Consider the following 24,386-nt stretch of genomic DNA (forward strand, 5'->3'; position numbering starts at 1 on the left):
GGTTTCTTACTCCCCGCCCTTCTGGACGTAGCTGCGCACGAATTCTTCCGCGTTCTCCTCGAGAACCTCGTCGATCTCGTCGAGGATCGCGTCGACGTCGTCGGTGAGCTTCTCCTGGCGCTCCTGAACGTCGGGTGCCGCCGAGGCCTCGGTCTCCTCAACCTCGGTCTCGCGCCGCCCCGTCTGCTTCTGACCGCCGGTGTCCTTGGTTGCCATGTCCTACCTCCGCTTGGGGGACTGCCTCCTAGGCATATCTTCCCCGAACCGTGCGACATTTCGCGCCCAACCTTGCGCGATCTTGTATCGGTTGACTGGATAGCAGAGCTATCTAATAATGAATCCCCTACGCACACGGAGGTTGCGAAATGTCCCCCATGTCCCTGAGCACGGCAGGTGTGCTCCTCATCACAGTCCCGACGATCGCGTTCGGCGGCGTGTCGCTGCTGACGTTCCTGATGCGGGGCGTTCCCGGCTACCGGGACAACCCCGTCCGGCGGAGTCTGTGGCGGGCGGGACACGCGCACGCGGGCGTGCTGGTCCTGTTCGCCCTGGTGGCGATGCTGTACGTGGACCAGACCTCGCTCCCCGACGGCCTCAGGACGCTGACCCGGGTGCTGATCGTGGCGGCGCCGATCCTGATGCCGCTGGGCTTCTTCCTGTCGGTGGCCCGCCCGGCCGACACCAGGCCGAACAAGCTGATCTGGCTGACCGTGGCGGGCGGCGCGGGCCTGGCGGTGGGCACGCTGACACTGGGCGTCGGCCTTCTGTGAACGCGGCCGGCCGCCCCGGGCGTCAGCGGGCGGTCACTCGCCGCCGGTGAGCGCGGCGACCAGGTCGGCGGCCGTGTGGCAGCGGTCGAACAGCTCGCCGACGTGCGCCTTCGTGCCGCGCAGCGGCTCCAGGGTGGGGACGCGCTGCAGGGACTCGCGGCCCGGGATGTCGAAGATGACGGAGTCCCAGGAGGCGGCGGCGACGGCCTCGCTGTACTGGCGCAGGCAGCGGCCGCGGAAGTAGGCGCGGGTGTCGGTGGGCGGGTGCTCGACGGCGCGCTGCACCTCCTCCTCGGAAACCAGGCGCTGCATGCGGCCCCGGGCGACCAGGCGGTTGTAGAGGCCGCGGTCGGGCCGGATGTCGCTGTACTGGAGGTCGACGAGCTGGAGCCGGGGGTGGGACCAGGCCAGGCCGTCGCGGCTGCGGTAGCCCTCCAGGAGTTCGAGCTTGGCGACCCAGTCGAGCTCGCGGGCGAGCTGCATGGGGTCCTCGGCCAGGCGGGTGAGCACGGACTCCCAGCGGTCGAGGACGTCCTTGTTCATCTCGTCCTGGGCGGTGCCGCGCTCCTCGACGAACTTGCGCGCCTGCTCCAGGTATTCCATCTGGAGCTGGACGGCGGTGAGCTTGCGGCCGTCGCGCATGGCGATCTCGTAGCGGCAGGTCGGGTCGTGGGAGACCGCGCGCAGGGCCTGGACGGGGCTCTCGACGGCGAGGTCGCGGCTGAGGAAGCCCTCCTCGATCATGGCCAGCACGAGCGCGGTGGTGCCGAGCTTGAGGTAGGTCGAGATCTCCGACATGTTGGCGTCGCCGATGATCACGTGCAGGCGCCGGTATTTCTCCGGATCGGCGTGGGGCTCGTCGCGGGTGTTGATGATGGGCCGCTTGAGCGTGGTCTCCAGGCCGACCTCGACCTCGAAGAAGTCGGCGCGCTGGCTGATCTGGAAGCCCTCGCCGCGGGAGTCCTGGCCGATGCCGACCTTGCCCGCGCCGACGACGACCTGCCGGCTGACGAAGAACGGGGTCAGGTGGCGCACGATGTCGGCGAAGGGCGTGGCGCGGCGCATGAGGTAGTTCTCGTGGCAGCCGTAGCTGGCGCCCTTGGCGTCGGTGTTGTTCTTGTAGAGCTGGATGGGCGCGTTCGTGGGGATGGCCGAGGCACGCGTGGCGGCGTCGTACATGACCCGCTCGCCTGCCTTGTCCCAGATGACCGCGGCGCGGGGGTTGGTGCACTCGGGCGCGGAGTACTCGGGATGGGCGTGGTCGACGTAGAGCCGGGCCCCGTTGGTCAGGATGACGTTGGCGAGCCCGAGGTCCTCGTCGGTGAGCTGCGTGGGGTCGGCGACCTCTCTCGCCAGGTCGAACCCGCGCGCGTCGCGCAGCGGGTTCTCCTCCTCGAAGTCCCAGCGCGCGCGGCGCGCGCGGGCCGCCGAGGCGGCGAGGTACGCGTTGACGACCTGCGAGGAGGTCACCATCGCGTTGGCGCCTGGCTGGCCGGGTACGGAAATGCCGTACTCGGTCTCGATGCCCATCACCCGACGCACCGTCATGCAACATCCTCTGTTCGTCCGGGTCTGTCTATCCGCCGTTTATATGCCCGAGCCTATGCCCTTCACAGTGCCCCAGGGCCACAAGGTTATGGCACCGACGCTTTTTCCATCTGTACGGCGGAAGCCGCCGAGGTGCGCGTGCGCCCGCGGGGCTTGAGTATGCGCTGGATGGGGCGCTCGGCAAAGACGTAGACCAGATAGGACAGGAGTACGGCTATCAGCGTGGCGCAGGAGGCGACGATCCACGGCGGCAGATCCCCGCTGAGCACGGGGATGACGGCGACGGCGACGATGCTGTGGAACAGGTAGAGCGGGTAGGTGACGCCCCCGAGCGCGGTCAGCGTCCTGGACGGTTTGAGGCGCAGCATCCCGGTGGCGGCCAGCGCCATGAGCGCGAAGATGATCGTGATCGCGATGATCACGCTGGTGTCGGTGACGGGCATGTTCTTGAACCCGGCGGCGTCGATGCGGCGGTGGACGCGGGCCAGGGCGCTGTCGAGCGACAGGGCGTAGCCGGCGGCGACGTAGATCCACGGCAGCCAGGCGTGGCCGTGCTTGTGAACGAGGTAGAGGCCCATGCCGGCGACGAAGTAGGGGGCGTAGTCGGGCATGACGGTCTCGGTGATCATCGGAGGGACGGCGACGTCTCCGTGCTGGAGCAGCTTGAGCGCGAGGGCGGCGGCGAGCCAGATCCCGCAGAAGGCCAGGACGCGCCCGTAGGTGACACCGACGAGCACGAGGACGGCCATGAGCAGGTAGAAGCGCAGCTCGGCCCAGAGCGACCAGTAGACGCCGCTGGCGTCGGTGATCTTGAACAGCCGCTGGAACATGGTGGCGTTGACCAGGTACTCGCCGGTGGACAGCTTGGGATCCAGGGCCTTGGCGCCGGTGAGGCCGTAAAGGGCCGCGACGGCGGCGAGGCTGAGCCAGTACGCCGGATAGAGCCGGATCAGACGGGAACGGGCGAACGCCCCGAGCCCCTTCCCCCACACCGTCATGAGGATGACGAACCCGCTGATGATGAAGAACAGCTCGACGCCCAGGATGCCGAGCCCGGCCACGGGGGCCACGGCGGGGAAGAGTTCCGCGGGCCGGTCCCCCCACACGCTGGCGTACGCCACGAGGTAGTGGAAGGCGACGACGGCGAGGGCGGCGAGGAACCTGAGGAGGTCGAGCTCGGCCAACCGGCCGTTCTCGCGGGCATGCTTCGGCCGGGTGGGGGTGCGCACGCCCCTTTTGACGTCACAGCGATCACTTTGGTTCCCCTGGTGCCGCTGTTCACATTCGTCACGGAGCGTCAGAGTGATAGGCGGGCCCGATCGCGGGCGGCGGCGACGACGGCCTGGCCGAGGCTGAGGCCGCCGGTGCCGGGCGGCACCCGCCGGTGGGTGAGGACGCGGAAGCCGGCCGCGCGCAGCCGCCGCACGGTGCGCTCGGTGAGGAGCACGTTCTGGAAGACGCCGCCGGACAGGGCGACCGCGGTGAGGCCGGTGGTGTCCCTGAGGGCGGCGCAGGCGGCCGCGACGGCGGCGGCGACGCCGTTGTGGAAGCGGCCGGCGATCACGGGGGTGGGCCGGCCGGACTCCAGGTCACGGGCGGCGGCGCGGACGAGGTCGGCGCCGTGCACGGTGAGCAGCTCCCCCGGCGTGAGGCGGGCGCGGTAGGCGCCGGTCTCGGCGGGGTCGGCGTGCTGTTCGAGCTCGGCGGCGGCCTGGCCGTCGTAGGTGATCCGGTCGCGGACCCCGAGGAGCGCGGCCACGGCGTCGAAGAGCCGGCCCGCGCTGGAGGTGAGCGGGGAGCCGGCGGAGAGGGCGAGCGCGCCGGCCCATTGATCAGCATGGCGGCGTACGACGTCCAGTTTGGGCGGGCCGTCGCCGGGGCCGAGGTAGGCGGCGGTCATGCGCCAGGGCTCGCGGACCGCGGCGTCGCCGCCGGGCATGGGCACGGGCTCCAGCCGGCCGAGGCGCTCGAAGCCGGCCAGGTCGGCGCGCAGGAACTCGCCGCCCCAGACGGTCCCGTCGGTGCCGTGGCCGGCGCCGTCGAAGGCGACGCCGATCACGGGGCCCGGCTCGCCGTTGTCGGCCAGGCAGGAGGCGATGTGGGCGTGGTGGTGCTGGACGCCGACGTGCTCGACGCCGGTCATCCCCAGCGCGTGGACGGCGGAGAGGTGCCCGGGGTGCAGGTCGTGGGCGACGACCTCGGGGCACAGGTCGAACAGGGCGCGGAAGTGCTCGACGCGGGCGGCGTACGAGCGCGGGGTCTCGTGGCTCTCCTGGCCGCCGGGGTGCGGGGAGAGGAACGCGCGCCGGTCGCGCGCCAGGCAGAAGGCGCTCGTGGGGCCGGCGCCGCAGGCGAGCACCGTACGGGGGACGAAGTGGCGCAGCGGCAGCGGCTCGGGCGCGTAGCCGCGGGCCCGGCGCAGCACGGTGACCCCGCCGGCCGTGGGCCGCACCACGCTGTCGCCGGCGCGGACGTGGGTGGGCCGGTCGTGGGTGAGGAAGGCGTCGGCGACGCCGCCGAGCCGGGCCAGGGCGTCGGCGTCGGCGCAGGCGACGGGTTCGTCGCCGGCGGCGCCGCCGGTGAGGGCGACGGGCCCGGCGACCTCGGCGAGCAGCAGGTGGTCCACCGGCGTGCCGGGCAGCACGAGGCCGAGGTCCCGGAGCCCGGGGGCGACGGAGGGGGCGACCCGCGGGGCGTGCGGGGTGTCGCGGCGCGGGAGCTGCACGATCGGGCGGGCCCGGCTGGTGAGGAGCCCGGCGGCGTTCTCGTCGACGAGGCAGAGCAGGCGGGCCTGCGCGAGGCCGGCGGCCATGACGGCGAACGGTTCGTGCTCGCGGTGGATGCGCAGGCGCAGCGCGGCGGCGGCCGGCTCGCTGGAGGCGGCGACGGCCAGGTGGTAGCCGCCGAGGCCCTTGACGGCCACGATCCGGCCCGCGCGCAGCAGCGCGGCGGCGGTGGCGACGGGATCGCCCGGCAGCTCGCCGCCGCGCCCGTCGAGCAGCCGCAGCCGGGGCCCGCAGCCGGGGCAGCAGATCAGCTGGTCGTGGAAGCGGCGGTCGCCGGGGTCGTGGTACTCGGCGGCGCAGCCCGCGCACATCGCGAAGCCCGCCATGGTGGTCAGCGGCCGGTCGTAGGGGACGGCGCGGACGACGGTGAAGCGCGGCCCGCAGTGGGCGCAGGAGACGAACGGGTGCCGGTGGCGGCGGCCGGCCGGGTCGGTGAGCTCGCGCAGGCAGTCGTCGCAGGTGGCGAGGTCGGCGGAGACCGCGGCGCGGCGCAGGCCGGAGGGGTCGCCGGCGGCGACGGTGAAGCCGCTGCCGCCCGCGGGCTCGGCGCGGACGACGGTGACCCGCTCGATCTCCGACAGGGCGGGGGCGTCGCGTTCGAGCGAGGTGAGGAACTCCGCGACGCGAGGGCGGTCGCCCTCGACCTCGATGTGCACGCCGTTGACGTCGTCGCGTACCTGACCGGCCAGGCCGAGCCGCCGGGCGAGGGCGCGGACGAAGGGGCGGAAGCCGACTCCCCGTACGAGGCCCTCGACGTGCACCTCGACACGCTTGAGCCCCACCTGGTCGAACCCCGTCTGATCGAACCCCGTCTGATCGAACCTGGCCTGGCCGGAAGTGGTCACATGGCCAAGTGTGCGCTCGGGGAGGCGGGTCGCGCATGCCTATCGCGCGTGTCGCGGCACGCGCGGCGACCAGCGGGAACGGGAAGCGGGAGGGCCCGGAGGCCCTCCCGCTCGTCCGTCGTGCCGGCGTTACGTGCCGTGGCCCTCTCGGGAAGGGGTCACAGGTACTGGCCGGTGTTGGCGACGGTGTCGATCGACCGGCCGGCCTCGCTGCCCTGCTTGCCGGAGACCAGCGTGCGGATGTAGACGATCCGCTCGCCCTTCTTGCCGGAGATGCGAGCCCAGTCGTCGGGGTTGGTGGTGTTGGGCAGGTCCTCGTTCTCGGAGAACTCGTCCACGCAGGCCGTGAGCAGGTGCTGCACCCGCAGGCCCTTCTGGCCGGTCTCGAGGAACTGCTTGATCGCCATCTTCTTGCCCCGGTCGACGATGTTCTGGATCATCGCGCCGGAGTTGAAGTCCTTGAAGTAGAGGACTTCCTTGTCGCCGTTGGCGTAGGTCACCTCGAGGAAGCGGTTCTCCTCGCTCTCGGTGTACATGCGCTCGACGACGCTCTGGATCATGCCCTGGATGGTGCCCTGGCGCGAGTCGCCGTGCTCGGCCAGGTCGTCCGGGTGCAGGGGCAGGTCGGGACGCAGGTATTTGGAGAAGATGTCCTTCGCCGCCTCGGCGTCCGGCCGCTCGATCTTGATCTTCACGTCCAGGCGGCCGGGCCGCAGGATCGCGGGGTCGATCATGTCCTCGCGGTTGGAGGCGCCGATGACGATGACGTTCTCCAGGCCCTCGACGCCGTCGATCTCCGACAGCAGCTGAGGGACGATGGTGTTCTCGACGTCGGACGAGACGCCGGAGCCACGGGTGCGGAAGATCGAGTCCATCTCGTCGAAGAACACGATCACCGGGGTGCCCTCGGAGGCCTTCTCACGAGCCCGCTGGAAGACCAGGCGGATGTGCCGCTCGGTCTCGCCGACGTACTTGTTGAGCAGCTCCGGGCCCTTGATGTTGAGGAAGAAGCTCTTGCCGGACTGGCCGGTCTTCTCCGCGACCTGCTTGGCCAGGGAGTTGGCGACGGCCTTGGCGATGAGCGTCTTGCCGCAACCGGGCGGGCCGTAGAGCAGCACGCCCTTCGGAGGCCGCAGCAGGTGCTCGCGGAACAGGTCGGCGTGCAGGTAGGGCAGCTCGATGGCGTCCCTGATCTGCTCGATCTGCCGCCCGAGGCCGCCGATCTCCTCGTAGGAGATGTCGGGGACCTCTTCGAGCACGAGCTCTTCGACTTCGGACTTGGGTATGCGCTCGTAGACGTAGCCCGAACGAGGCTCCAGCAGGAGCGAGTCGCCGGCCCTGACGGGCTGGCCCTGCAGCGAGTCGGCCAGCCGCACGACGCGCTCTTCGTCGGCGTGCGAGATGACCAGGGCCCGCTTGCCCTCGTCGAGCAGTTCCTTGAGCATCACGATCTCGCCGACCTCTTCGTAGCCGAGCGCCTCGACCACGTTGAGCGCCTCGTTGAGCATGACCTCCTGGCCACGCCGCAGCGAGTCGACGTCGACGGCGGGGCTGACGTTCACCCGCAGCTTGCGGCCGCCGGTGAACACCTCGATCGTGCCGTCTTCTCTGGCCTCCAGGAAGGTGCCGAAACCGGACGGCGGCTGCGCCAGCCGGTCGACCTCCTCCTTGAGAGCGACGATCTGGTCCCTGGCCTCCTTGAGTGTGGCCACAAGGCGTTCGTTCTGGCCGGTCACGGCCGACAGATTCGCCTGGGCCTCGTGGAGACGCTCTTCGAGGACCCTGGCCTGACGGGGTGACTCGGCCAGTTTCCGCCTCAGCGCGGTGATCTCCTCCTGGAGGAAGGAGACCTGTGTTGAAAGATCAGCGACCTCCCGTTCGCGCTGCGCGGCTCGAGCCTCAGCATCATCGCGAGCTGCCACGCCCCGTCACCTCCTTCCCAGTCGAGGGCGACTACTAAGGACCTTACCTATCTCGGGCCCCTCCGTAACCTGGCCGGGCAGTGTTCGTAGAGTGACATTCAGTGTTCGGCGATAAATCCTCAATAGCGCGTTTAATACTCCCAGCACAGGAACACGACGATCTGTTCCCCTGTCACGCACCAACGCACCCTCGTGGCCAAATTGTCATAGTTCTTCGGTCGTCCCCTTCGGTCGGCGGCGTCTCGGCGGGGGCGTCACTCCGTCCGCCATGCGGCGGGCGGAGACGAGGAACCCCGTGTGGCCGATCATCCGATGATCCGGTCTCACCGCGAGCCCTTCGACATGCCAGTCGCGAACCAGGGTCTCCCACGCATGCGGCTCGGTGAAACACCCGTGATCGCGAATGACCTCGACGGTCTTCGACATCTGCGTGGTCGTCGCCACGTAGCAGCAGATCACGCCGCCCGGCGTCAGGGCCTTGGCCGCGGCGTCGACGCACTCCCAGGGCGCGAGCATGTCGAGGATCACCCGGTCGACGTCGGCCTCGTCGATGGAGTCGTTGAGGTCGCCGACCACCAGCCGCCAGGTGTCGTCCATGGGGCCGCCGTAGAAGTTCTGGACGTTCTTGCGGGCCACGTCGGCGAAGTCCTGGCGGCGCTCGTAGCTCGTCACGTGCCCGTCGGGGCCGACGGCGCGCAGCAGGAAGCAGGTGAGCGCGCCGGAGCCGACGCCCGCCTCGATCACCCGCGCGCCGGGGAAGACGTCGGCCATGCCGACGATCATCGAGGCGTCCTTGGGATAGATCACGGCCGCGCCGCGCGGCATGGCGAGCGTGTAGTCCTGGAGGAGGTGACGGAAGGCGAGGTACTGGGTGCCGCCGGAGGAACGCACCACGGAGCCCTCGGGCTGCCCGATCAGGTCGCTGTGCGGGATGGCGCCCTTGTGGGTGTGGAAGACGCCGTCCTCTTTGAGCGTGATCGTGTGGCGCTTGTTCTTGGGGTCGGTGAGCTGCACCTGATCCCCGACGTGGAAAGGCCCATGCCTGCGGAAACCCATGGCGGCAAGGTTATAGGGCTTTCGGACGGCTCCGGACGCGCGATAAGTATGGGGGATGCTCGCGCGCCACGTGATCTCCGCCGGTCCCCTCGTCCTGCGGGCTCCCTCCGACTCCGACGCCGAGGCGATCGCGCGCGCCTGCGACGACCCGGTGACGGCCCGCTTCCTGCCGCTGCTGCCCTCGCCGTACGGGCTCGCGGACGCCTCCGACCATCTCAAGCACGCCCGGGCCAGGTGGGAGGCCGGCGGCGCCGAGTTCGCGATCACCCAGGACGGCCGGTACGCCGGCTCGATCGGCGTCCGGCCGCCCGACCGCCGGCGGGTCACCCGGCTCGGCTGCCTGGTCGCGCCGTGGGCGCGCGGCAAGGGCGTGGCCTCGACGGCCGTGCGCGCGGTCGCCGACTGGCTGTTCGACCAGGGGGTGCGCCGGGTCGAGATGGAGGCCGAGGTGGAGAACGTGGCCGGGCTGCGGGTGGCGTACAAGGCGGGGTTCCGCGAGGAGGGGCTGCGGCGCGAGGCCGAGTCGCTGCGCGACGGGCGTCCCGCCGACCTGGTGACCTTCGGGCGGCTGCCGGGCGAGGCGGCGCTGGAGACGGAGCCGTACCTGCCGTTCTTCGAGGGCGGCGAGCTCTCCGACGGCGTGGTGCGGCTGACGCCGATGGCCCCCGCCGACGCGGGCGACTTCCACCGGATGCTGGCCGACCCGGTCGTGGCGGCGTACAAGGTGGGGCCGCCGAGCACGCTGCAGGACGACGAGCGGCGCTGCCGCTACACCGGCTACTGGTGGGTGTCGGGGCAGCGGATCGAGCTGGCCGTGCGCGACGCCGGGTCCGGCGCGTTCGCCGGGCACGTGCAGCTCACGCAGGTGACGCCGGCGCTCGGGCAGGCGATGGTCGGCTACTCGCTGATGCCCGGCTTCCGCGGCAAGGGGTTCATGACGCGGGCGGTGCGGCTGCTGACGGACTGGGCGTTCGCGCACACGGCGCTGCACCGGATCGTGGCCGGCACCGAGGCCGGCAACCTCGCCTCACACCGGGTGCTGGAGCGGGCCGGGTTCAGCCGGGAGGGCGTGCACCGGGAGATGTTCCCGAAGGGCGGCGGCAGGCGCGTGGACGACATCGCCTGGGCCCGCGTCCGCTCCTCCTGACGACCGCCGTTCAGGCGCCCGAGGACGGCCCGGAATGGGGAGAAATCCCGATTTCCTGTTGGGGTCTGGTCAAGGGTCACGTCGGGAGTGATAGTCGGGGCAGCCGCTTTCGAGGGTCGCGTGATCGGCTCGCGCGAACTCGCCGCCGCCCCGCCGAGGGATCACGCGATGCCATACAACCGTGTCGACGTCGCCATGCGCGAACTCATCTCCGCCTTCTCCGGGCTGGAGGCCGCGGACCTGGTCGACCGGCTGGCGCGGGCCGCCGCCGCGGTGGCGAACACCTCGTACGCGGGTTTCGTCCGCGTGGACCCGCAGCGCGAGGAGGCCCGGCCGATGTACGTGCTCGTGCCGCCCGGAGATCCGCTGCGGGTGCGGAGCTGGCTGGCGGAGTCGGGGGTGCTGAAGGAGCTGGCGTACGCCGTGGAGCCGGTGCGGCTGGCGTACGACCCGGGCGTGGGCGAGCCGGGCTTCCTCGCGACGCCGGTGCCCGCGCTGTCGTGCGACCACGTGTACGTGTGGGTCGCGGGGCGGGGTTTCTGCGACGGCGACGAGCATCTGCTGAGCAGGTACGCGATCGCGGCCGGCCGGGCGCTGGAGGCGGCCAGCGGACTGGAGGCGGCGGTGCGGCTGCTGCGGGGCGTGCGGGCCTTCCGCCCCGCCTGACGGGCCGCCGCTCCGTCCGCCTGACGGGCCGTCGTGCCACCCGCCGCGCGCGGGCTCCTGGGACCCCGTTCACGGCCGCGCCCCCGCCCGGGGGACGCGGCCGGCCGGCGTTCAGCCGCGGTGCGCCTCGTAGCGCAGGGTGCGGGAGACGCCCACGCGCACGGTCGTGCCGGGCGCGATGGTGACGGGCTCGTTGGGCGGGATGTCGTAGAAGTTGGGGTCGCCGGGCGGCTGGATCTGGGTGCCGTTGACCGAGCCGAGGTCGACCAGGTTGACGTCCCAGCCGTCGAGCGCCACCCGCAGGTGGCGGCGCGAGACCGAGCCGTCGGGGCTGGTCACCTTGGCCGGGCGGGCCGTGCCGCCGGCCACCTCGGGGGCCCGCTCGGGGTCGCGGCCGAGCAGGTAGTCGCTCTCCAGCGGCAGCGCGGTGCCGTCGTCGAGGATGAGCACGCCGAGCGAGGGGCGCGGGCCCTTGTAGGGGACGAGGGTGCGCTGGACCAGGGCGATGCCGCAGACCGCGCAGTAGGGGACGCGGGGGTCGTTGAAGTGGTCGTTCTTGCAGTCGACCCCGTAGACCAGCGGCCGGTCGCCGTGCTCGGGCTGCTGCTCCTGCTGCTGCGGCGGCGGGCCCGGGTGGTCGAAGTGGTCGGGCTGGCCGAGCGGCGGGGGCGGCGCCTGCTGGTCGCCGAAGTGGTCGGGGCCGCCGAAGGGCTGCGGCGCCTGCTGGTCGGGCAGGCCGTTGCCGGACGGCGGCGGCTCGTCGTAGGACGGGTAGGGGGCCGGCTCGGGCAGCGACGGCGACGACTCGCGCGAGGGGTAGGGCGGCTGGTCGTGCGGCGGCCCGTAGGGAGCGTGCTGCTCCTGCGACGGGTAGGGCTGGTCCTGCGGCGTGTGGTAGTGCGGCTGCTGCTCCATGGCCGCCGGGACGGGCTGGGGGCCCGAGGGCGGGCTCGGCACGGCCGGCGGCTGGTCGGCCAGCGGGTAGGGCGGCCGCTCCACCGGCTGGTGCTGCGGCTGGCTCTGCGGCTGGGGCTGGTGCTGCGGCTGGCTCTGGGGCTGCTGCTGGGCGGGCGGCTGGATGAGGTCGGCCTCGATGTGGAAGGCCGTGGCCGGCATCTCGCTGGTCAGCGGCCGGGACTGCGCGGGCGCCGCGGACGACCGCCCCGCGGGCTGCTCGGCGAGGTCGCTGACCAGGCCGCCGCCGTGGACCACGCCGCCGTCGAGGCGCACGGCGGGATGCGGGGAGCCGGCGCCGGGCAGGCTCAGCTCGACCCGCTCGACGGTGCCGGTGACGAGCCGGTCGGCCCAGGTCAGGGAGTCGCTGCCGGCCAGCCGCGTCTCGCCCGCGGAGGTGACGACGCTCGCCGACGCCGAGCCGCTGACCAGCACGGCGACGCCGCCGGTCACCGGGCCCGCGACCGCGCACGCGGCCGGGTCGCCCGCCATGTTGGCCGCCAGCACCTGCGCCGCGCGGCGCGCGAGGGCCCGGCCGTCGCCGCCGGAGGCCGCGGTCTCGCGCAGCGCGTCGAGCAGGCCGTCGGCGGTGGCCTCGCCCGGATCGCACACCAGCAGCAGCCCGCCCAGGTAGGCGACGAGACCGTCACCAGGAAGCGGGCGCACCACTCCGAAGCCTTGGTCGGTCATGCGTCCTCCCTCATGACGACCGTGCCGCGCTCATAGGTGCCCTCGCTGCGCTCGGTCACTCAACTCTCCTCCCCGGAAGCCGGCGATGTTACGGCACCCGCACTGCCGTGCCGGCCACCAGCCATACGCATACCCAGACGACGGAGCCGCGCCGCGCCCCCGTCGTCTCGATTCGATGAACCGGTGGACCGCAACAAACCCCTTAACTGTGCAAGTTTGGCCAAACAGCACACTATCGGCCAGTCATCGCATCGCAGAAATCGCCCGGGTCCGCTCCGGAACCCGGAAACCGCTGGACACGACCCTATCCGGGGGCCGCGGCTTAAACGAGTGGGACAAATCAGACGCCGGTGAACACCCGGTTCACATCGGCGGTGGACAGCACGCCGTAGACCTCGCCGCCCGGCTCCACGAGGAGATATTCGCTGCCGGGAGCCTCGCGCATGGCGTCGATGAGCGGCTCGCCCACGAGGTCGGCGGCCAGCACCATGGCCGGGTCGAGGGACTTGGCCAGCGAGGCGGCGCTCACCCACGGGCGGCGGTGCTCGGGGGTGGCCTGCACGGCGGCCTCGCTGACGATCGCGACCGGCCGGCCGTCGTGGTCGACCACGACGATGGCGCCCGCGTGCCGCTCGCCCGCCTGCCGCAGCGCCTCCGACAGCGGCGTGTCGCCGCTCACCGGCACCGCCCTGCGGGCCAGGGCCCGCGCGTTGACCTTGGGGATGCGGGCGCGGATCTTGGCCACGCGCAGCGACTGCGAGGCGCCCATCCAGATGAAGGAGGCCAGCACCAGCGGCCAGATCACGTCGGTGAAGTCGGCGTCGCCGCCGCCGGTGAGCACCGACGCGATGGGCACGGCGGCCAGCAGCACGGCCAGCACCCGGCCGCCCCAGGCGGCGACGATCGTGCCGGTGCCGGGGCTGCCGGCGACCTTCCACACGCCGGCGCGCAGCATCCGCCCGCCGTCGAGCGGCAGGCCCGGCAGCAGGTTGAAGACGCCGACGATGAGGTTGGCGAACCAGAGCTGCAGCACCAGCACCTCGAGGATGCCGCCGTCGTTGATGAGGTAGACGTCGGCCAGCCAGCCGAGCCCGGCCAGCCCGAGCGACAGCCCCGGCCCCGCCGCGGCCACCAGGAACTCCTTGCCAGGCGTGGGCGGCTCCTTCTCGATCTCCGACACGCCGCCGAGGAGGTAGAGGGTGATGCGGCGCACCGGCAGGCCGTACGCCTTGGCCAGGACGCTGTGCGCCAGCTCGTGCAGCAGCACCGAGACGTAGAGCAGCACCGCGAAGACGAACGCCACGCCGTAGGCGGCGGCCTCGCCGAGGTGGGGCAGCATCCGCCCGAAGTAGGGGCCGAACATCACGGTGATGAAGCCGGCCACGAGGAACCAGGTCCAGGACACGTAGACGGGGATGCCGAACAGCCTCCCCATCGGGACGCCGGAGAACTCCTGCCGGGGGCTCTGCTCGCTCACCGCTCTCCTCGTACGTCTTTCCGGCGGGTCCGCGTGCGGTCGGGCCCCGGCGGTGCGTGGTCTCGCTGCCTTGATGCTACGCGCCGTAGGGAGCGCCCATCGTCGCGCCGGGGGACAATCTGTCGGGGCCGTGACCTAGAGTGCCGTTCATGACGCTGACCGAGCCGGTGATCATCGGAGCGCTGTCCCCCTCCCGCGCGGGCGATTTCATGACCTGCCCGCTGCTCTACCGCTTCCGGGTGATCGACCAGCTCCCGGAGCGGCCCTCCCCCGCGGCGGTGCGCGGCACGGTGGTCCACGCGGTCCTGGAGCGGCTCTACGACCTGCCGGCCCCGCGCCGGTCGGTGGCGGCGGCCCTGGAGCTGCTGGAGCCGCAGTGGCGGCGGCTGCTCGACGACGACCCCCAATACGCCGAGATGTTCTCCGGCGAGGAGGAGCAGGCCGAGTGGCTGGCGCAGGCGCGCGGCATGCTGGAGCGCTACTTCACGCTGGAGGACCCGACCCGGCTGGAGCCGGCCGAGCGTGAGCTCTACGTCGAGGCGGTGCTCGACGGCGGGCTGATGCTGCGCGGCTACGTCGACCGGCTCGACGTGGCGCCGACCGGCGAGGTCCGGGTGGTCGACTACAAGACCGGCAGCGCGCCGGGGCCCGACTTCGAGGCCAAGGCGCTGTTCCAGATGAAGTTCTACGCGCTGGTGCTGTGGCGGCTGCGCGGCCGGGTGCCGCGGCTGCTGCAGCTCGTCTACCTCGGCGGCCAGGGCGAGGTGCTGCGTTACGCCCCCGACGAGGCCGACCTGCAGGCCACCGAGCGCAAGGTGATGGCGCTCTGGACGGCGATCGAGCGCGCGATGCGGAGCGGCGAGTGGCGGGCGCGGCGCAGCCGGCTGTGCGACTGGTGCGACCACCAGGCGCTGTGCCCCGAGTTCGGCGGCACCCCTCCCCCGGTGCCCGACCGGCAGCCGGGCGACACCGTGCGCAGCAGCCGGCGGGCCGCGACCGACGAGCTTTAGCAGGACTAATCCTCCCCGGGGAGGAGGAAGCGGACTCGCGGGCGGTCCTACAGTGAAGCCGTGCGCATCGACCGACCCCGGCTCCACGACCCGGTTCTCGCCGTGGCGGTGGCGATCGTCTCGGTGGTGCTCCACACCCTCGACGACCCGCTGATCCCGACGTCCGGCGGGCTGCGGCCGCCCGACGCGCTGGGCGTGACGCTGGTGGCCGTGACGGGCGTGCCCGTGGCCTTCCGGCGGCGCTGGCCGCTGGCGGCGCTGTGCGCGTCCCTGGTGCCGGGCCTGCTGCTGACGATGGCCGGCTACGGCGCGGGCGTGCCGGGCCTGGCCGGGCTGGTGCTGCTCTACTCGGTGGCCTCGCACCGGGGGCTGGCGATGGCGCTGGGCGGGCTGCTGGTGTCGCTGTCGGCGTACGCCCTGGGGGCGACGGCCGGTCCGGTGCGGCTGGCGGCCTGGACCGACCACGTGGCGGTCGTCATCGTCGTGACGGCGGTGTGGGGCGCGGGGCGCAGCCTGCGGCTGCGGCGGGCCTACCTGGAGGAGCTGAAGGACCGGGCGGCGCGGCTGGAGCGGGCGCACGCGGCCGACACCCGCGCGGCGCGGGCCGAGGAGCGCTCGCGGATCGCGCGGGAGCTGCACGACGTGGTGGCCCACCACGTCAGCGTCATGATCGTGCAGGCCGCGGCGGCGCGGCGGGTGCTCGCCGCGGATCCGGGGCTGGCGGGCGAGGCGCTGTCGGCCATCGAGCACACCGGGCGCACCGCGATGGCGGAGATGCGCACGATCGTCGGGGTGCTGCGCGCCGACGCGCGGGCCGAGCTGGGGCCGCAGCCGGGCGTGCGGGACCTGCCGGCGCTCGTGGAGCAGATGCGGGAGGCGGGACTGCCGGTCCGGCTGCTGGTGGAGGGCGAGCCGCGGGCGCTGCCCGCCGGGGTGGACCTGGCGGCGTACCGGCTGGTGCAGGAGGGGCTGACCAACAGCCTGCGGCACGCGGGGGCGGGGGCCGGGGCGACGGTCACCGTCCGGCACAAGCCGCGTGAGCTGGACGTACGGGTCGAGGACGACGGGACAGGCGGCACGGCCGGGGATCCGTCATCGGGGCAAGGGCACGGCTTGGTCGGCATTCGCGAAAGAGTGGCACTCTATGGTGGAATCCTCAGCATCGGTCCGCTGCCGGGGGGCGGTTTCGAGGTGCGGGCGAGGTTCCCGCTGAAGGACGGCGAATGACGATCAGAGTGCTGCTGGTGGACGACCAGCCGTTGCTGCGCACCGGATTCCGCCTGATCCTGGAGGCCGAGCCCGACATCACGGTGGTGGGGCAGGCCGGCGACGGCAAGGACGCGACGGAGCAGACCCGGGCGCTGCTGCCCGACGTGGTGCTCATGGACATCCGGATGCCGGGGGTGGACGGCATCGAGGCGACCCGCAGGATCGTGCGGGAGGCGGCGCCGTCCGCGCACGTGCCGAAGGTGCTGGTGCTGACCACGTTCGACCTCGACGAGTACATCGTGGAGGCGCTGCGGGCGGGCGCGTCGGGGTTCCTGCTGAAGGACGTGCCGCCGGACGAGCTGGTGCAGGCGATCCGGGTGGTGGCCGCGGGCGAGGCGATCGTCGCGCCGAGCGTGACCCGGCGGCTGCTCGACCGGTTCGCGGCGCGGCTGCCGTCGGCGTACGAGCAGGCGGCCCCGGCCCGGCTCGACCGGCTGACCGAGCGCGAACTGGAGGTGCTGCGGCTGATCGCCAAGGGCATGTCCAACGCCGAGATCGCCGCCAAGCTGGTGGTCAGCGAGACGACGGTCAAGACGCACGTCGGCAACGTGCTGACCAAGCTGGGGCTGCGGGACCGGGTGCAGGCGGTGGTGCTGGCCTACGAGACGGGGCTGATCACGCCGGGCGCCCTGTCCTGACCGGGCCGGGCGGCCCGTCGTCAGGGACGCCCGGCGCGTCTCAGCTCTGCTCGGCGGCCGCGGCCGCCGGGGTCTCCACGGCGTTCTCCGGGAAGTGGCAGGCGACGCGGTGTCCGTTCGCCACCTCACCGAGCGGCGGCTCGACCGTCTTGCAGATCTCCTGCGCCTTCCAGCAGCGGGTGTGGAAGCGGCAGGCGGGCGGCGGGTTGAGCGGGCTCGGCACGTCGCCGGCCAGCCGGATGCGCTCACGGCCCTTGCGCGCCTTGGGGTCGGGCACGGGCACGGCCGACAGCAGGGCGTTGGTGTAGGGGTGCATGGGCGTGCTGTAGAGCCGCTTGCGGTCGGCGATCTCGACGATCTTGCCGAGGTACATCACGGCGACCCGGTCGCTGATGTGGCGCACCACCGACAGGTCGTGGGCGATGACGACGTAGGTGAGGTCCAGCTCGTTCTGCAGGTCCTCCAGCAGGTTGACGACCTGGGCCTGGATGGACACGTCGAGCGCGGAGACCGGCTCGTCGGCGATGATGAGCTTGGGCTTCAGCGCGAGCGTGCGGGCGATGCCGATGCGCTGGCGCTGGCCGCCGGAGAACTCGTGCGGATAGCGGTTGTAGTGCTCCGGGTTGAGGCCGACCAGCGAGAGGATGTCCTGGACGGCCTTCTTGATGCCGTTCTCGGTCTGCACGCCCTGGATGCGGAACGGCGCGCCGACGATGGCGCCGACGGTGTGCCGGGGGTTCAGCGACGAGTAGGGGTCCTGGAAGATCATCTGCATGTCGCGCCGGAGCGGCCGCAGCCGGCCCTGGCTCATGTGCGTGATGTCCTGGCCCTCGAAGACGACCTTGCCCCCGGTGGGCTCCAGGAGGCGGGTGACCAGGCGGCCGGTCGTGGACTTGCCGCAGCCCGACTCCCCCACCAGGCCGAGGGTCTCGCCCTTGAAGACGTCGAAGCTGATGCCGTCGACCGCCTTGACCGCGCCGACCTGTCTCTTCAACAGGCCCTTGGTCACGGGGAAGTGCTTCTCCATGTCCTGCACGGAAAGAAGCGGCTCGCTGTCGTAGTTCGGCTCGCTCACTGGGTCTCCAGCACTGGCTTGATCTCGTTCTCCCACAGGCCGCGCCGCTCGTCGCGGCTCATGTGGCAGCGCACCAGGTGGCCGCCCTCGGTCTCGGCCAGCGCGGGCACCTCGGTGTCGGCCTTGCCGTGCGTGCGCTCGGCGTACGGGCAGCGCGGATGGAAGGCGCAGCCGGAGGGCACGTTGATGAGCGAGGGGGGCGAGCCCTTGATGGGCAGCAGCCGCTCGGTGGGCTCCCGGTCGAGGCGGGGCATGGAGCCCAGCAGGCCCCAGGTGTAGGGGTGCTCGGGGCGGTAGAAGATGCTGTCGGCCGGGCCGTACTCGATGCACTTGCCGGCGTACATGACGAGGATGTCGTCGGACAGCTCGGCCACCACGCCCAGGTCGTGGGTGATGATGATCAGCGCGGAGTTGAACTCGCGCTGCAGGTCGACCATGAGGTCGAGGATCTGGGCCTGGACGGTCACGTCGAGCGCGGTGGTGGGCTCGTCGGCGATGAGCAGCTCGGGGTCGCACGACAGCGCCATGGCGATCATCGCGCGCTGCCGCATGCCGCCGGAGAACTCGTGCGGGTAGCTGTCGACGCGCCTGGCCGGCTCGGGGATGCCGACGCGGCCGAGCATGTCGATCGCGTGCTTGCGGGCGGCCTGCTTGCTGACGTCGTTGTGGATGCGGTAGGCCTCGATGATCTGGTGGCCGACCGTGTAGTAGGGGTGCATCGACGACAGCGGATCCTGGAAGATCATCGCCATCTTCTTGCCGCGCAGGGAGCGTACGTGCTCGGCGGAGGCGCCGTTCAGCTCCTCGCCGTCCAGCCAGATCTCGCCGGAGATGTTGGCGCGGCCGCCCTTGTGCAGCCCCAGGATGCCGAGGCTGGTGACGCTCTTGCCGGAGCCGGACTCGCCGACGATGCCGAGCGTCTTGCCGCGTTCGAGGTCGAACGTCAGCCCGTCGACGGACTTGACCAGACCGTCGTCGGTCGGGAAGTGGATCTTCAGGTCCTTGACCTCAAGGAAGCTCACGACAACCTCACCCTCGGGTCGACCACGGCGTAGAGCAGGTCGACGACCAGGCTCGCGACCACCACGAACAGCGCGGCGACCAGCACGACCCCCATGACCTGCGGCAGGTCCTGGTTCCTGATGGCGAGGATGGCGTACTGGCCGAGCCCGGGCAGAGTATAGGTGGTCTCGGTGAGCACGGCGCCGCCGATCAGCAGGCCGAAGTCGATGCCGAAGAGCGTGAGGATCGGCGTCAGCGCGGCGCGCAGGCCGTGCTTGACGATGACCTCCCGCTCCTTCAGTCCCTTGGCGCGGGCGGTGCGGATGTAGTCCTCCCCCATGGTCTCCAACATGCCGGCCCGGGTGAGCCGGGCGTAGGTGGCGGCGAACAGGAAGGCCAGCGTGATCCACGGCAGCAGCAGGTCGTAGGCCCAGAGCGCCGGGTTCTCCGCCAGCGGTGTGTACGCGCCGCCCGGCGGGGTCCAGCCGAGGCCGTAGCTGAAGACGACCAGGGAGACCATGCCGGTGAAGAAGATGGGCAGCGACACGCCGGCGAGGGCGGTGCCCATGGACAGCCGGTCGAAGAAGCTGCCGCGGCGCAGCGCCGACAGCACGCCGATGGCGACGCCCCCCAGCACCCACAGGATGGCCGCGCCGATGGCGAGGGAGAAGGTGACCGGCATGCGGTCGACCAGGTCCGGCCAGACGGGCTGCCCGCTGATGAAGGAGTAGCCGAAGCAGGGGGCGGGGCACTGCTCGACGCCCGCGCCGTAGTCGTACTCGGCGCCGGTGAAGATGCCCTTGACGAACCTGCCGTACTGCACGACCACCGGGTCGTTGAAGCCGAGCCGCTCGGCGACCAGGTGAACGGTCTCCGGGGTCGCCGCGCGCCCGACGTAGCGCGAGGCGAGGGCCTCGGGAGTCGCCCCGGCCCACTGCGGCACGACGAAGAAGATGCCGAAGGTGACCATGCTGACCACGATGAGCATCGCGAGCGCGCCGATCAGACGCCTGATGATGTATGTGAGCACCGCTGCCGGCCGAGTGGCCGGCCCGTCCCGGGCCGGCCACTCCTGCCTTCACCTGCCTTCGCTAGATCCCCGAACCTCGCCTGGTCACTCCACGCCGAGCAGCACGTAGTCGAACATCTGCTGGCCCTCGTTGTAGGCGATGTTCGTCACGCCCTGACCGCGCATGAGCAGCGACTTGGCCCAGACGACGGGAAGGAGGGAGGCGTCCTCCATGACCTTCTTGTCGACGTCCACCCACAGCTTGGCGCGGGCGGCGGCGTCCAGCTCGGCCGCGGCCTGGTCGACGAGCTTGTCGACCTCGGCGTTCTTGACGCTCAGGTTGTAGTTGCCCGCCGGGCGGATGGTCCGGCTGTCGACGATGGCCTGCATGAAGCCGTAACCGTCGGGCCAGTCGGAGCCCCAGCCGTGCGTGGCCAGGCCGATGCCGTTCTTCTTGACGTAGTCGACGTTGCCGGCGTAGTCGGAGAAGTAGCTGGAGGCCGGGAAGCCCTTCAGCGTCAGCTTGATGCCGGCCTTGGACAGCGCCTGCTGCATGGCCTCGGCGAGGGCCTTCTCACGCGGGCGGTCGGCGCGGAACGTCATCGTGGTCTCGAAGCCGTTCGGCTGGCCACAGGCGGCCAGGGCCTGCTTGGCCTTCTCGACGTCGCCCTTGTTCTCCGGCGTCTGGTACAGGTCGAACTTCTCCTGGCCGACGATGCCGGGCGGCATGACGTTCGTGGCGATCTCGCCGCCGGCCACCGGGCCGCCGAAGGCGGTCTGGTTGGCGACACGGTCGGCGGCGAACATCACGGCCTTGCGGCACTCGACGTTGTCGAGCGGCTTGGTGTCCGGGATGACCGAGATGAACCACAGGCGCTGGATCGTCGGGTTGTCGGTACGAGCCTTCAGCGCCGGGTCCGGCAGGACCTTGCCGAGCGCCGCGGGCTGCATGCCGGTGCCCGGGATGTCGAGCTGGATGCTGCCCGACATGAGCTGGTTGTCCAGGTCGTCGGCGTTGACGTTGAGCTGGACCTCCCACTTGTCCGGCAGCGCGGGCCGGTTGGGGTCGGTGGCCGGGTCCCACTGGTCGTTGCGGACCAGGGTGAAGCGCTTGCCGATCTCGTTGGTCTCGAACTTGTACGGACCCGAGGAGATCACGTGCTCGCGGTACTTCGCGCCCGTGTCCTTGTCCTTCGGCACCGGCGCCGTCATCGGCATCTGGACGATGTAGTCCATGGACGCGAACGGCTTGACCAGGTGGAAGACCACCGTGGTGTCGTCGGTCGCCTCGACGGCCGACTTGTAGTCGACGTCGGGGGTCTTGTAGACGCCCTTGAAGTCCTTCGGCCAGGCGAGCAGCTCGTTGAGGTACGAGGGGCCGTGCGGGAAGGTCTCCTTGTCGTACGAGCGGGCCACCGCGTAGGCCACGTCCTTGGCCGTGATCGGGGTGCCGTCCTCGTACTTGAGGCCCGGGCGGATCTTGTACGTCCAGGTCTTGCCGTCCTCGCTCGGCGTGCCCAGACCCTCGGCGAGGTCGGGGACGACCTGGTTGCCGTCGGGGCCCGGCCCGGTCTTGTACGTCGTCAGCGTCCGCCAGTAGAGGCGGCCGAAGTTGAACGAGTACCCGTAGTAGGTGTCGGCCGGGTCGAGGCTGTCCCAGTCGGAGGAGTGCGCTGCCTTGATCGTGCCCCCCTTCTTCGTCGAAGGGTTGTACACACCGGTGAGCGAGGCGTTGAACGCGGGTTGCGCGCCGCCGCCGGACGCCGACTGCGCGGGTTGCTGCGGCGTGCCGCCACCTCCGCCACAGGCGGAGAGCACCATGGCCAGGGCCGCTGTCGCGGCCGCCGCCAGTGCGGATTTCCTTCTCATTGACTAACCCCTTGGTAGTGAGATGGGGGATGGAGCGTAGGCGAAGGTCAGTGCGCGCGGGGGTCGAAGGCGTCCCTCAACCCGTCGCCGAACAGGTTGAACGCCAGGACCGTGATGAAGATCGCCAGGCCCGGGAAGAGCACGAAGTGCGGCAGCGTGTAGAAGCGCACCGCTTCCGAGAGCATGCCGCCCCAGGTCGGGGTGGGCGGGTTGATGCCGACGCCCAGGAAGGAGAGCGAGGCCTCGAACAGGATGTTGGTCGGGATGAGCAGGGTCGCGTAGACGAGGATCGGCGCGAGCAGGTTGGGCAGCACCTCACGGAAGAGGATGTAGCCGTGGCGCGCCCCGAGGCTGCGGGCGGCGTCGACGAACTCCCGCTCGCGCAGCGAGAGGGTCTGGCCCCGGACGATGCGGCCGATGCTGGGCCAGCTGAAGAAGCCGATGATGAAGATCAGCATGGCGATGCGCAGGCCGTTGCCCTCCAGGCCGAACCCCTTGTCGGGGACGACGCCCGCCAGCGCGATCGCGAAGACCAGCAGCGGGAAGGCGAGGAAGACGTCCATGATGCGGCCGATGACCTGGTCGACCCAGCCGCCGAAGTAGCCGGCGACCACGCCGAGGACGGTGCCGATGACGACTGACACCAGGGTGGCGAGGAAGCCGATGAGCAGCGAGATCCACGCGCCGGCCACGATGCGGCTGAAGATGTCGCGGCCGTTGACCGGCTCGACGCCGAGCAGGTATTCGCTGCCCATGTTGCCGAAGGAGCCTTGGGGCAGCAGCGTGCTCTGGTCGATGGCGTCCTGGTGGAACTCCAGCGGATCGTGCCCGAAGACCGAGATGATGGGCCCGGAGAAGATCGCCACGAGGATCAGCAGGACGACGACGACGCCGCCGCCCAGGGCGACCTTGTCCCGCCTCAGCCGCAGCCAGGCGATCCTCGTGAGGGACCGGCCCTGGATGGCCTTGCCCGCTCCCGCGAGCACCGACTCCGGTTGCGCTTCTGCCGCGGAACCGGGCACGTCAAGCGGCGCGGTCATGCGAAATAGCCCCCTGGATCCAGACGACGCTGTCTATTGAAACTGGACTTAGACCGCGAGTCGCGACCTCAGGAGGCAGAATCTATGGCCTGAGCTGCTATGACCAGTCCCTCAGGCCGCTATGTGGCTAATCTGTGATTGATGCGAAACTCATTCGTACTGATCTTGATTCGAATGTCGTGGCCCGGTCCCGGTTACGTCTCGGATTCGTGACACACCCGTGGTCAACTGATACCGCGCCGCTTCAGAAGCTCCTCGATGTCGGAGAAGTCGTCGTCGGCGGGAGCCTTGCGCTGTTTCGCCGCGACGGCCGGCTTGGCCGCGGCGGCCGGTGCGGCGGGCTTGGCCGCGCCCGGCTGGGCCGGCCGCTGCGCGGGCGTCTCGCCCGTGCCCTTCGTCTCGTCCGCGCCCTTGCGCCCGGCGGACAGCCTGCGGCCGCGCATGAACCCGGACACCACGAACAGCACCGCCGACAGCCCGGCCACGGCGACGCCCGCCCACACCGCGGGGTTGAGCACCAGGCCGGTGACGAACTTCACCGCCGTGGTGCCGATGGTCCACAGCGCCGGCAGCGCGTCCGTCAGATAGGCCGCCGCCGGCAGCAGCGCCCACGCCGCCATCCGCAGGCCCGACGCCGCTCCCCTCCGGCGGAACGCCAGGAAGCTCAGGACCAGGCCCGCCACCGTCGCACCGGTGCACAGCGGCAGCCACGCGATCTGGTTGAAGTCCATCCGGCCATCCCTTCGTCTCGGCTTCTGCCTCCATCCTGGCATGCGAACGGCCGTTCGCTCTCCTCCGCGAGAACCAGCCGTCCCCTAGGGGAACGCCGCTCGCCCCCTGCCATCCTTTCAGGGCCAACCCCACCGAACGGGGCGTAGCGGCCGTTGCGGGCACGCTCAGGGCCGAGCCAGACACCCGGGCCCGGACGTCCGGGCTCACCCGGGCAGGAGGGCGCGCAGGTCGGGCACGGTGACGTCCGTGAGAGAGGGGACGACCAGGCGGCCGGGGGCCGGCTCGATCGGCAGGATGCTCGGGACGGCCACCACCGCGCACCCGGCCGCCGTCGCCGCGGCCACCCCGCTCGGGGAGTCCTCCAGCACGACGCAGCGCACCGGCTCCACCCCCAGCAGCCTGGCCGCCGTGAGGTACGGCTCCGGGTCGGGCTTGGTGCGCGTCACGTCGTCGGCCGTGACGACGACGTCGAAGCGCTCACGCCCGACGGCCTTGAGCACGGCGTCGGCGATCTCGGCCAGCGAGGAGGTGACCAGCCCGGCGGGCAGCCCCTCGGCGCGCACGGCGTCGAGCAGCTCGGCGGCCCCCGGCATGAGCTCGACCCCGGCCGACAGCCGGGCCACCATGCCGTCGACCATCCACGCCCGCACGGTCGCGGGCGGCACCTCGGCGCCCGAGACGGCCAGCATGTAGCCGACCGTGCGCTCCATGGACCCGCCGACGAGGTGGGCCTGGTGCTCGGGCGTCCACGCGGCGCCCAGCCTGGCCATCACCCCGGTCTCGATCTCCAGCCAGACCCGCTCGCTGTCGACCAGCAGCCCGTCCATGTCGAAGAAGACGGCTTCCATGCCCCTGTGACCCGTGCCCCCGTGTGCCCGTGC

General features: G+C 71.4%; 21 protein-coding genes. 6 read left to right on the top strand and 15 right to left on the bottom strand.

Features of this window, described 5'->3' with window-relative positions:
- Positions 1–6 precede the first annotated feature (6 nt).
- The gene (locus Nocox_RS26165) at positions 7–216 is read right to left on the bottom strand and encodes a ubiquitin-like protein Pup (protein ID WP_020547596.1); all 210 of its coding nucleotides are present in this window, start codon (positions 214–216) and stop codon (positions 7–9) included.
- A 149-nt stretch (positions 217–365) separates the two neighbouring features.
- On the opposite strand from Nocox_RS26165, the gene Nocox_RS26170 reads away from it, so the two are divergent.
- Positions 366–770, top strand: a complete 405-nt coding sequence (locus Nocox_RS26170) for a hypothetical protein (protein ID WP_026215246.1) — start codon at positions 366–368, stop codon at positions 768–770.
- 33 nt (positions 771–803) lie between these two features.
- Here Nocox_RS26170 and dop read toward each other — a convergent pair whose 3' ends face one another.
- The 5 genes from dop to Nocox_RS26195 all read right to left on the bottom strand — a co-directional run bounded on the left by dop (position 804) and on the right by Nocox_RS26195 (position 8,927).
- The gene (dop, locus tag Nocox_RS26175) at positions 804–2,318 is read right to left on the bottom strand and encodes a depupylase/deamidase Dop (protein ID WP_026215245.1); all 1,515 of its coding nucleotides are present in this window, start codon (positions 2,316–2,318) and stop codon (positions 804–806) included.
- 86 nt (positions 2,319–2,404) lie between these two features.
- Entirely contained in the window at positions 2,405–3,547 is a 1,143-nt protein-coding gene (locus tag Nocox_RS26180) for an acyltransferase family protein (protein ID WP_020547593.1), read from the bottom strand.
- Between the two features lie 68 nt (positions 3,548–3,615).
- Positions 3,616–5,949 (bottom strand): carbamoyltransferase HypF, encoded by a 2,334-nt coding sequence (hypF, locus tag Nocox_RS26185; protein ID WP_020547592.1) that lies wholly within the window; start codon positions 5,947–5,949, stop codon positions 3,616–3,618.
- Between the two features lie 158 nt (positions 5,950–6,107).
- Positions 6,108–7,871 carry a proteasome ATPase gene (gene arc / locus Nocox_RS26190; RefSeq protein ID WP_026215243.1) on the bottom strand — a complete coding sequence of 588 codons (1,764 nt, stop codon included), beginning with the start codon at positions 7,869–7,871 and terminating at the stop codon, positions 6,108–6,110.
- 204 nt (positions 7,872–8,075) lie between these two features.
- Positions 8,076–8,927 carry a tRNA (adenine-N1)-methyltransferase gene (locus Nocox_RS26195; protein ID WP_026215242.1) on the bottom strand — a complete coding sequence of 284 codons (852 nt, stop codon included), beginning with the start codon at positions 8,925–8,927 and terminating at the stop codon, positions 8,076–8,078.
- A 55-nt stretch (positions 8,928–8,982) separates the two neighbouring features.
- Here Nocox_RS26195 and Nocox_RS26200 point away from each other — a divergent pair, with 55 nt between their 5' ends.
- Entirely contained in the window at positions 8,983–10,074 is a 1,092-nt protein-coding gene (locus Nocox_RS26200) for a GNAT family N-acetyltransferase (protein ID WP_020547589.1), read from the top strand.
- 168 nt (positions 10,075–10,242) lie between these two features.
- On the top strand, positions 10,243–10,740 hold the full coding sequence (locus Nocox_RS26205) for a hypothetical protein (RefSeq protein ID WP_157383501.1): 498 nt from the start codon (positions 10,243–10,245) through the stop codon (positions 10,738–10,740).
- A 111-nt stretch (positions 10,741–10,851) separates the two neighbouring features.
- On the opposite strand, the gene Nocox_RS26210 is transcribed toward Nocox_RS26205, so the two are convergent.
- Both Nocox_RS26210 and Nocox_RS26215 read right to left on the bottom strand, forming a co-directional pair.
- Positions 10,852–12,384: an FHA domain-containing protein gene (locus Nocox_RS26210; RefSeq protein ID WP_020547587.1), complete on the bottom strand. Its 1,533-nt coding sequence runs from the start codon at positions 12,382–12,384 to the stop codon at positions 10,852–10,854.
- A 340-nt stretch (positions 12,385–12,724) separates the two neighbouring features.
- Complete coding sequence (locus Nocox_RS26215) at positions 12,725–13,861, bottom strand: site-2 protease family protein (RefSeq protein ID WP_020547586.1); 1,137 nt, start codon at positions 13,859–13,861, stop codon at positions 12,725–12,727.
- Between the two features lie 149 nt (positions 13,862–14,010).
- Here Nocox_RS26215 and Nocox_RS26220 point away from each other — a divergent pair, with 149 nt between their 5' ends.
- Genes Nocox_RS26220 through Nocox_RS26230 form a run of 3 tightly spaced genes read left to right on the top strand, consistent with a single transcriptional unit; the run spans position 14,011 to position 16,778 of the window.
- A complete protein-coding gene (locus tag Nocox_RS26220; protein WP_033411486.1) occupies positions 14,011–14,871 on the top strand; it encodes a RecB family exonuclease in 861 nt (286 codons plus the stop codon).
- 60 nt (positions 14,872–14,931) lie between these two features.
- The gene (locus Nocox_RS26225; RefSeq protein ID WP_020547584.1) at positions 14,932–16,098 is read left to right on the top strand and encodes a sensor histidine kinase; all 1,167 of its coding nucleotides are present in this window, start codon (positions 14,932–14,934) and stop codon (positions 16,096–16,098) included.
- Positions 16,095–16,778: a response regulator gene (locus Nocox_RS26230; protein ID WP_020547583.1), complete on the top strand. Its 684-nt coding sequence runs from the start codon at positions 16,095–16,097 to the stop codon at positions 16,776–16,778. The genes Nocox_RS26225 and Nocox_RS26230 overlap by 4 nt, the downstream gene beginning before the upstream one ends.
- A gap of 40 nt (positions 16,779–16,818) precedes the next feature.
- Here Nocox_RS26230 and Nocox_RS26235 read toward each other — a convergent pair whose 3' ends face one another.
- The 7 genes from Nocox_RS26235 to Nocox_RS26265 all read right to left on the bottom strand — a co-directional run bounded on the left by Nocox_RS26235 (position 16,819) and on the right by Nocox_RS26265 (position 24,353).
- A complete protein-coding gene (locus Nocox_RS26235; protein ID WP_211212861.1) occupies positions 16,819–17,805 on the bottom strand; it encodes an ABC transporter ATP-binding protein in 987 nt (328 codons plus the stop codon).
- A 44-nt stretch (positions 17,806–17,849) separates the two neighbouring features.
- Entirely contained in the window at positions 17,850–18,875 is a 1,026-nt protein-coding gene (locus Nocox_RS26240; RefSeq protein ID WP_020547581.1) for an ABC transporter ATP-binding protein, read from the bottom strand.
- Positions 18,872–19,885: an ABC transporter permease gene (locus Nocox_RS26245; protein WP_020547580.1), complete on the bottom strand. Its 1,014-nt coding sequence runs from the start codon at positions 19,883–19,885 to the stop codon at positions 18,872–18,874. The genes Nocox_RS26240 and Nocox_RS26245 overlap by 4 nt, the downstream gene beginning before the upstream one ends.
- A gap of 84 nt (positions 19,886–19,969) precedes the next feature.
- Complete coding sequence (locus Nocox_RS26250; RefSeq protein ID WP_026215241.1) at positions 19,970–21,733, bottom strand: ABC transporter substrate-binding protein; 1,764 nt, start codon at positions 21,731–21,733, stop codon at positions 19,970–19,972.
- Positions 21,734–21,780: 47 nt separating this feature from the next.
- On the bottom strand, positions 21,781–22,773 hold the full coding sequence (locus tag Nocox_RS26255; protein ID WP_026215240.1) for an ABC transporter permease: 993 nt from the start codon (positions 22,771–22,773) through the stop codon (positions 21,781–21,783).
- A gap of 224 nt (positions 22,774–22,997) precedes the next feature.
- Positions 22,998–23,504 carry a hypothetical protein gene (locus Nocox_RS26260; RefSeq protein WP_020547577.1) on the bottom strand — a complete coding sequence of 169 codons (507 nt, stop codon included), beginning with the start codon at positions 23,502–23,504 and terminating at the stop codon, positions 22,998–23,000.
- 204 nt (positions 23,505–23,708) lie between these two features.
- Entirely contained in the window at positions 23,709–24,353 is a 645-nt protein-coding gene (locus tag Nocox_RS26265; protein WP_020547576.1) for an HAD family hydrolase, read from the bottom strand.
- Positions 24,354–24,386: the final 33 nt, after the last annotated feature.

The organism is Nonomuraea coxensis DSM 45129, assembly GCF_019397265.1.
Classification (GTDB): Bacteria; Actinomycetota; Actinomycetes; order Streptosporangiales; family Streptosporangiaceae; genus Nonomuraea; species Nonomuraea coxensis.